At 66.0% G+C, this 6,821-nt stretch carries 7 protein-coding genes; 1 reads left to right on the top strand and 6 read right to left on the bottom strand.

The window, feature by feature from the left end:
• Window positions 1–111: 111 nt before the first annotated feature.
• The gene (locus tag KDM41_16385; GenBank protein MCB1185007.1) at window positions 112–366 is read left to right on the top strand and encodes a hypothetical protein; all 255 of its coding nucleotides are present in this window, start codon (window positions 112–114) and stop codon (window positions 364–366) included.
• A gap of 350 nt (window positions 367–716) precedes the next feature.
• Here KDM41_16385 and KDM41_16380 read toward each other — a convergent pair whose 3' ends face one another.
• The 6 genes from KDM41_16380 to KDM41_16355 form a co-directional block, all read right to left on the bottom strand.
• Entirely contained in the window at window positions 717–2,855 is a 2,139-nt protein-coding gene (locus tag KDM41_16380) for a bifunctional DNA primase/polymerase (protein ID MCB1185006.1), read from the bottom strand.
• A gap of 17 nt (window positions 2,856–2,872) precedes the next feature.
• Entirely contained in the window at window positions 2,873–4,594 is a 1,722-nt protein-coding gene (locus tag KDM41_16375) for a DEAD/DEAH box helicase family protein (GenBank protein ID MCB1185005.1), read from the bottom strand.
• Entirely contained in the window at window positions 4,587–4,940 is a 354-nt protein-coding gene (locus tag KDM41_16370; GenBank protein MCB1185004.1) for a RusA family crossover junction endodeoxyribonuclease, read from the bottom strand. The genes KDM41_16375 and KDM41_16370 overlap by 8 nt, the downstream gene beginning before the upstream one ends.
• Window positions 4,937–5,392: a DUF669 domain-containing protein gene (locus tag KDM41_16365; GenBank protein MCB1185003.1), complete on the bottom strand. Its 456-nt coding sequence runs from the start codon at window positions 5,390–5,392 to the stop codon at window positions 4,937–4,939. The genes KDM41_16370 and KDM41_16365 overlap by 4 nt, the downstream gene beginning before the upstream one ends.
• Window positions 5,393–5,394: 2 nt before the next feature.
• Window positions 5,395–6,177, bottom strand: a complete 783-nt coding sequence (locus KDM41_16360) for an ATP-binding protein (GenBank protein MCB1185002.1) — start codon at window positions 6,175–6,177, stop codon at window positions 5,395–5,397.
• 108 nt (window positions 6,178–6,285) lie between these two features.
• Window positions 6,286–6,821 (bottom strand): PD-(D/E)XK nuclease-like domain-containing protein (locus KDM41_16355; GenBank protein ID MCB1185001.1); only part of this gene is annotated, 536 nt, incomplete at its 5' end.

Below are 6,821 nucleotides of genomic sequence, written 5' to 3'. Positions count from 1 at the left end.
CCCGCTGACATGGCGGAGATCGACCGCCAGGGCGGGCGCGTGGCGTGCGAGAGCTGCGGCAAAGAGCCCAGCCGGATCGCGCGTCTGGACCCGAGCGAAAGGAACTGACCGATGGCCAAGACGACCAAGAAGACCACGCGGGCCCGCAAGCCCGCCGCCGAGAAGCCTGCAGCCGAGGTCAATGCCCCGCGCGAGGAGCTCTGCGTGTTCGCCTTCCGGCTGACCGAGGCCGAGCGGATCGACATCCACAAGGCGGCCGGGCCAGGGAAGGCGTCGAAGTTCGCTCGCAACCTGCTGGTGGCCGCCGCGCGGAAGGACGATGCGGCGGTGCGGGCGATCATGAAGGAGGTCCAGACCGAAGCCTAGCTCGCAGGAACCCGCTATGAACCGACGACCTCTCGGCGATCGAGGGGTCTGTCGGCTTCAGAACAATCCGGTCCCCGTCCCCACATGCAAAAGTCCACCGTTTCACCTTTTCACCCTTCACCCCCGGGGTCTCATACACGCGCGCGAAAGCGGAGAGGTATACGCGCGCGGGTAGGTGAAAAGGGAAAGGGAGAGAGAGTGTGTTTGTATGTAATAAGTTACAGCAATCTCGCTTCACACTCTTTCACCCCCTGCGAGACGGGGGTGAAATGGTGAATCGGTCCACTACTGGTTGCCCAATAATGAATTGCGGCATTGGTGCCTAGTCGTGTTTCACCTTCGGAGGTTCTTCACCGCAGGGGGCTGCGGCTCACCAACCTGTAGAAGCGCGCCGTCGTTCCACGGGCGCAGGCGGTCCGGATGGCGATGTCTCCGCGCTGCTCCAGGGTCGTCACGAGCACCTGGAAGGTCTTGGCGTCGACCTTCATCCGCTTCAGAAGAACGCTGTGGGAGAGCTCTCCGCCGGGCGCCCCGGCGAGTTTCTTGAGGAACTTCAGGCACTCCGCCTGGAACGGATTCTCAGCCACGTGGGATTGGGCCATAAAAAGCATGCGCCGCGCCTGGTGGGTGACGAATCGCCGCGCCCACTCAGCTGCCGCGCGGCCAATCTTCGGTTCCAGGTGGTTCTCACTGATGGCATAGAGGAGGGCGAGCTTGCGTGCATGCTCGCTCACGCGACCCCAGACGGTCGTGCCGGCTTCATCCTCCGCGGACTCAGCCCGCGTGTACTCGGCCTCTGCCTCGAGGCGTGTCTCGACCAGAATCGCCCTCGCTTCATCGGAGTGCTGGACAATCCTGGGGTCCGGATGCCAGTTCTCGAGGTTGCCCGTCCCGGGCTGGAAGTCTGCCCACCATTGAGCGGCCTCCAGGACTCGCTCCGGCAAAGGCTTTAACTTCGGTTCCTGTCCCGGCGACCGCCCGCCGCAGTCGAGGATGATCATGCGGGCGAAGAAGCCGTTGGTCAGCATCCGGTCCGAAAGCGCCTCGTAGTAGTGGTTCGGGATGGCGGTACCGAACACCACCAGGCAAGGCTGATCGATCGCCCCGGGGGCATCTCGACCCGCCTTTCGCCGCATGGGGAACACCGAATCGGCGGACGAGTAGATCGTCAGCATCGTGCCCATGATGTTCTCGTGGCGGGCGTCGCGGGCCTTGTTGATCGACTGCAGCATCCCATCGATCTCGTCCGTTTGGAAAAGCATGCAGGGCTCGGTGAAGAGGGCGTCCTGGATTCCTTCACCGGAAGCGAACCGACCGCCGAGCTGATGCGACAGCCCGACAGCGTGCAAGATCTCGGTATTGAGCTTGCGAGGCCTGTCCTTGCCGGCGGCTGAGTGGGCTAGACCCAACAGGTAGAGGTTCGTCCGGTTGTTCCCGGGGTCCCGGACCTTACGTCCGGCCAGCGTCGCCTGCAGTGCCAGGGACCCAGCGAAGCTCATCACCAGATTGGGGTAGGGGGCGGTGTCCAGGCAGTGATCCATGACCTCGGATACAAAGCCGGGGATCCTGAACAGCTCGTCTGGCATCGGCCCAGGATCGAGGACGTCCTGAAGCTCTTCGTCTTCCGGTGCAGCGTCGTTGTCCTGCCCCCAGTGGTTCTCCGCTACCGCGACGGCCACCTGATCGGGCTCGTACCTGGCGATGCTCGCCGCGATCCGCTCGACTTCGCGGTCCTTCAGCGGGGGGCTGCAACGGTCCTGGTTGGCTCGGGCCAGGGCGGCCAGAATCTCCCCCTGGCTCATCCCCACCCGGCGCATGGCCCCGCCCAGGCGCGCCAACGTGGCGTTCCGGTGCCCGGCTGGTATCACGTTGCCACCGGTGGCCGCCGGCGCGCACTGGGGCGTCACGGGCGCGTCCTGGGGCGCGACCGGCCCATCCCCCGCGGTTCCATCTCCCTCCTGGCCGAAGAGGTCCGCCGCTCCCTCGACCTGGGCCACGAGCCACGCGGGGGGTTCCGGCAGATCGGCCGGAGCGATCTCGAATTCCCCGACCCATTGGTACGGTTTCCCACCTATCACAGAGGGCGGCAGGACGATGTAGCCGCCGTTGGCCCGGGTGTCGACCTTCGGCGCGAGCCGGCTTGCCGTGCTTTTCCAGGCCTTGCCCTGAGGCTGTCGGAAGACGTGATGCCGACCGCCGCGGGGAGTCAGCGACACCGGGCAGCCCGTCAGCCCTTCCCGGTCACCGCTTGGCCAGGGGTTGTCGGCCCCGTCGACGTCCACCACGAAGAGGCCCGCGGTCGGCATGCCGATGTTCGAGTCCGGCCGCGCCGTCCACCAGGCTTCGATCTGGCCGGCGTCCGTCGTGGCGTCGAGGAACCCATGAGCCGTCGCGGGGGCCTTCCCGCCCGAAACGCACGGAAAGACCGGGTAACCGAGCTCCGCATACCTCAACGCGGCCTGCAGCATTGTCGTCTTGGGATCGCCCATACACATCCGATTCACGGTCAGAAGGGTAGATCGTCGTCATCGTGCGGGTCGTATGCCCGCACGCCACCCTCGATCATCGCGCCCACCGGCTCGAGGTCATCATCCATCCCGGGTTCCCGCCACGGCGGCCGGTCGCCGAGCTCGTAGCCCACGATCCGCGGGAACTGCTCCCCAACCACCGTCCGCACGGTGATGGTGCCGGTCTCGCAGAGGGCTCCATCCTGGGCCAAAGCTGCAGCCTCGGCCGCCGTCAGCGGCACCGGTGCATTCGACCTCTTCCGCCACCACGACTGGGCCTTGTGGCGGGCCCAGCCGTCATGCTCGAAGCAGATCCACTCGGCGAAATATCGATGGAATCCAACCTCGTACTCGACCCGCAGCGTCTTGGGTGCATCCTCGGGCGCGCCCTTCTTGGTGTGGACGCTGTAGAACACCTCGCGAACCTCGTGGACCTCTGTCGTGACTTCGCCCGACAGGATGCCTTCGGTGGAAGCGGTGGCTTCGTGCTGCTGCCGCTCGGGAGGCGGGAACTCGTAGCCGCAGTCGGGACACACAGTGTACCCGGTGGCGATCAGGCTCAGACATTCGGGGCACTGCTTGGCGGGTGCTTCTCCGCCCGCCCGGTGGTGGACCGCATGGACCCGGATCGCATCGACCGGTCCGTGCCGCAGCACGTTGCCGCCGAAGTCCAGGACCAGGCAGTTCTCCTTCCCCTCGTTGAGCCGGAAGCCTCGCCCGACCATCTGGTAGTAGAGCCCCGGGGATAGCGTCGGTCGCACCATGGCCACGCAATCGATGTTCGGTGCGTCGAACCCCGTGGTCAGCACGTTGACGTTGACCAGGTACTTGATCCGGCCCGTCTTGAAGTCCGCCAGGACCTGGTCGCGCTCCTCGCTCGCCGTCTCTCCGAACACGGTCGCCACCGGCTCGCTGACCATCCGGCCCAGGGCGGCGGCGACGTGCTCCGCGTGTTTGATGCCGGAGGTGAACACGAGCACCGACCGGCGTGTCCGCGCCTGTTCGACGATCTCCCGGCAGGCCGACTCCACGAGTTCGTCGGTGTCCATCAACGCCTCGGCCTCGCCGGCCACGAACTCGCCGGCGCGGACGTGCAGGCCCGACGTATCCAACGGCTCGGCCGCCCCCTTGGTCACCAACGGGCAGAGGTAGCCCTGAACGATCAACTCCTTCACGCCGATCTCGTAGCACACCTCGTTCAGGACGTTGCCGGGCTCGCAGATCATCCCGCTCTTCATCCGGAACGGGGTCGCGGTCAGGCCGATCACCCGCAGGTTCGGGTTCACCTTCCTGGCGTCCTCGAGGAACGTCCGGTACATCCCATCCCCATCGGGCGGGATCATGTGAGCCTCGTCGATGATCACCAGGTCGAACGCGTCGAGCTCGCAGGCCCGCTTGTACACCGACTGGATGCCCGCGATGATGATCGGGTGCTCGGTGTCGCGGCTCTTCAGGCCGGCCGAGTAGAGCCCGGTCTTCATCCACATCTCGGGCGCCACGATCTGGATCTTCTCCAGCGCCTGCTCCAGCAACTCCTTCACGTGGGCCAGGATCAGGACCCGGCCGCCCCACCGGCCCACCGCGTCGCGGCAGACCGTGGCCATGACCGGCGTCTTGCCTCCGCCGGTGGGGATCACGACGCACGGGTTATCGTCCCGTTCTCTGAGGTGCCGATAGATCGCGTCCACCGACGCTTGCTGGTACGGCCTCAGTTCAAGCATCCGGGATCTCCTCCAGGCGCACAAGGGTGCGGCCACCGCGGACGCGGCCGCGCATCTCGATGTTCAACTTCTTGATCTGGCTGTCGTCCGTGTACAGACCACCGTGCTGGAGAGCGTCCAGGAGCGCCTTCTGCACGTTGTCGATGTCCCTGCGCTGCCGGTCCGGCGGGTACACCTCGATCTCCAGGTGCAGCGGCCCTTGCAGACGCTCGATCCCGAGGCGGGCGAGCGTGGCGCAGACCCGTTCACGGAACCTGCGCCCCTCGCGGCTGATGAGCGTCCGGGAGCCGACCCGCCGGTAGTAGTGGTTCACCGACGGAGGGAACGGGAGCTCGACCTCGATCATCGGCGGGCCCAGGGCGGAGTGCTCGAGGTCTCCTGCTGGGGCATGCCCGCGGCGGCGTCCTTGCCGGCGTAACCGCGGATCTCGTTGACCACGTCGCCGGTGTCGTCCCTCTTCTTGCACTTCACGGTGATCTGCAGAGGCAGGTTGTGCAGCTCGACCGAGTCCTTGGGCTGCAGCACGCCGACCGCCCGGCAGATGGCCGACAGCTCGCCCTGAGCGATCTGGACCGCCTGGCGGTTCGGGTTGTCCAGGTTGAGCCTGGACCACAGCAGCCGGTTCTTGAACGGGCCGTCGATGACCTGGAACGTCATCTGCAGGTAGTGGCCGGTTCCGGCCTTGGTCGGCTTCATCTCCGAGTCGGTGATCACCGCGAGATACTTGCCCGCGGGCAGCGGCTCGAAATCGGTCGCGGGGTCGACGGTCGCGGCATCAAATCCGTTGAGGTTCGCCATGGCTACTTCGCTCCTTTGGTCTTGCCGCCCTGGGGCGCGCTGACAGGTTCGGGGTGGATGTGCTGGGCGTAGACTTTCCAGTCCAGCGGCATCTCTTCGGGAAGGGCGAGACGGTTCTTGGCCACGTGGGAAGGGCGCTCGACGGTGCGCAGAACGCGTTCGCCAGTGCCGATGCCCTGGTTGCGCTTGCGATCGAAGCCCTCGTCGGTCTGCTTGGTGTAGACCTTGAACGTGGCGAACATGACCTCGTCGCACCACTCCTGCAGGACCTGGGAGGCCAGGCGATGCAGGCGCGGCACGTAGCGGTCGTAGGATTCCGTCTCGGGGTTCTCGAAGCGTTCGATGCGGGCGTGGGCGATCAGGATCGTCGTCATGCCCTTCTCGCCACGCAGTGCCGACAGGCCGTCGAGGAACTCGCGCCACTGCGTCAGGGCGAACACGTAGCCCTTGGCGTAGCCGATGTCCTCGATGCTCTCGACGTTGCGGCGACGGCAGACGTCGGCCCAGATCAGCCGCTCCAGCCAGTCCAGCGAATCGACCACGACGGTTCGATAGGAATGCTTGTCGGTGTACAGCTCCGACAGGGCCTTCATGGCCTCATCGAACGTCGTGGTGACGGGGAACTTGGCGCAGTCGATCTCGCCGAGGCCGTCTTCGGTCTGGATGAACACCGGGTCCGGTGCGCATGAGGCGAACGTGGACTTGCCGATGCCATGGGTGCCGTAGAGCATCACCCGCCTCGGTGCCGGGCTCCGGCCTGTGGTGACTTGCTGCAAGAGTTTCACGGTCGTTTCTCCTTTCTGTCAGGGTTGGCGGGGAAGCGGGCGGACCCAGGGAGTCCCGACGCGCCTGGGCTACAGCGCGTCACGCCATTCCGCCCGCTTCCGCCTGTGTCAGATCAGGTCGTAGGTGCGGATGTCCTCATAGCCCGTGAGCCACTCGTCCTTCTCCCGGCAGGCGATCAGGCGCGCGATGGCCTCCTCGTTCTCCTTCTGGGCGAGTCCGAGGACCTCCTCGCTCATGCGCCAGACCCCCGTGCGCAGCGGCTCGCGCTTTTCCACGGCGATCATGTAGACGGGAAGCCGCTGGCCCGTGAGCGTGGCGGCCAGGGATCGGTAGAAGGCCAGTTGGTAGGCGTAGCCGTAAGTGCGCGCATCCATCTGGAGCCAGTCGAGGTTGTCGCAGGTCTTCAGGTCGACGATTCCGCTCTCGGGGTTCAGCCAGTCCAGTCGCGCCTGGCACGGCACGCCGCAGTATTCGGCGCGGATCACGCCCTCGGCGACGCCGTCGGCTAGCAGAGCCGCGGCGTGTTTGTGGCCCCGCACCGACGTGTTCAGGCTCTCGATCAGGGCCGCCTGGTCGTCGTCGAGCACCGGCTTTCCCTTCGCCTCCGCCCAATCCTGGAAGGCCTTGGTGCGACTGCCGAACG

This window comes from bacterium, assembly GCA_020440705.1.
Classification (GTDB): Bacteria; Krumholzibacteriota; Krumholzibacteriia; order LZORAL124-64-63; family LZORAL124-64-63; genus JAGRNP01.
Note: the sequence above shows the minus strand (reverse complement) of the source record. Positions and strands in the feature narration are given on the sequence as shown.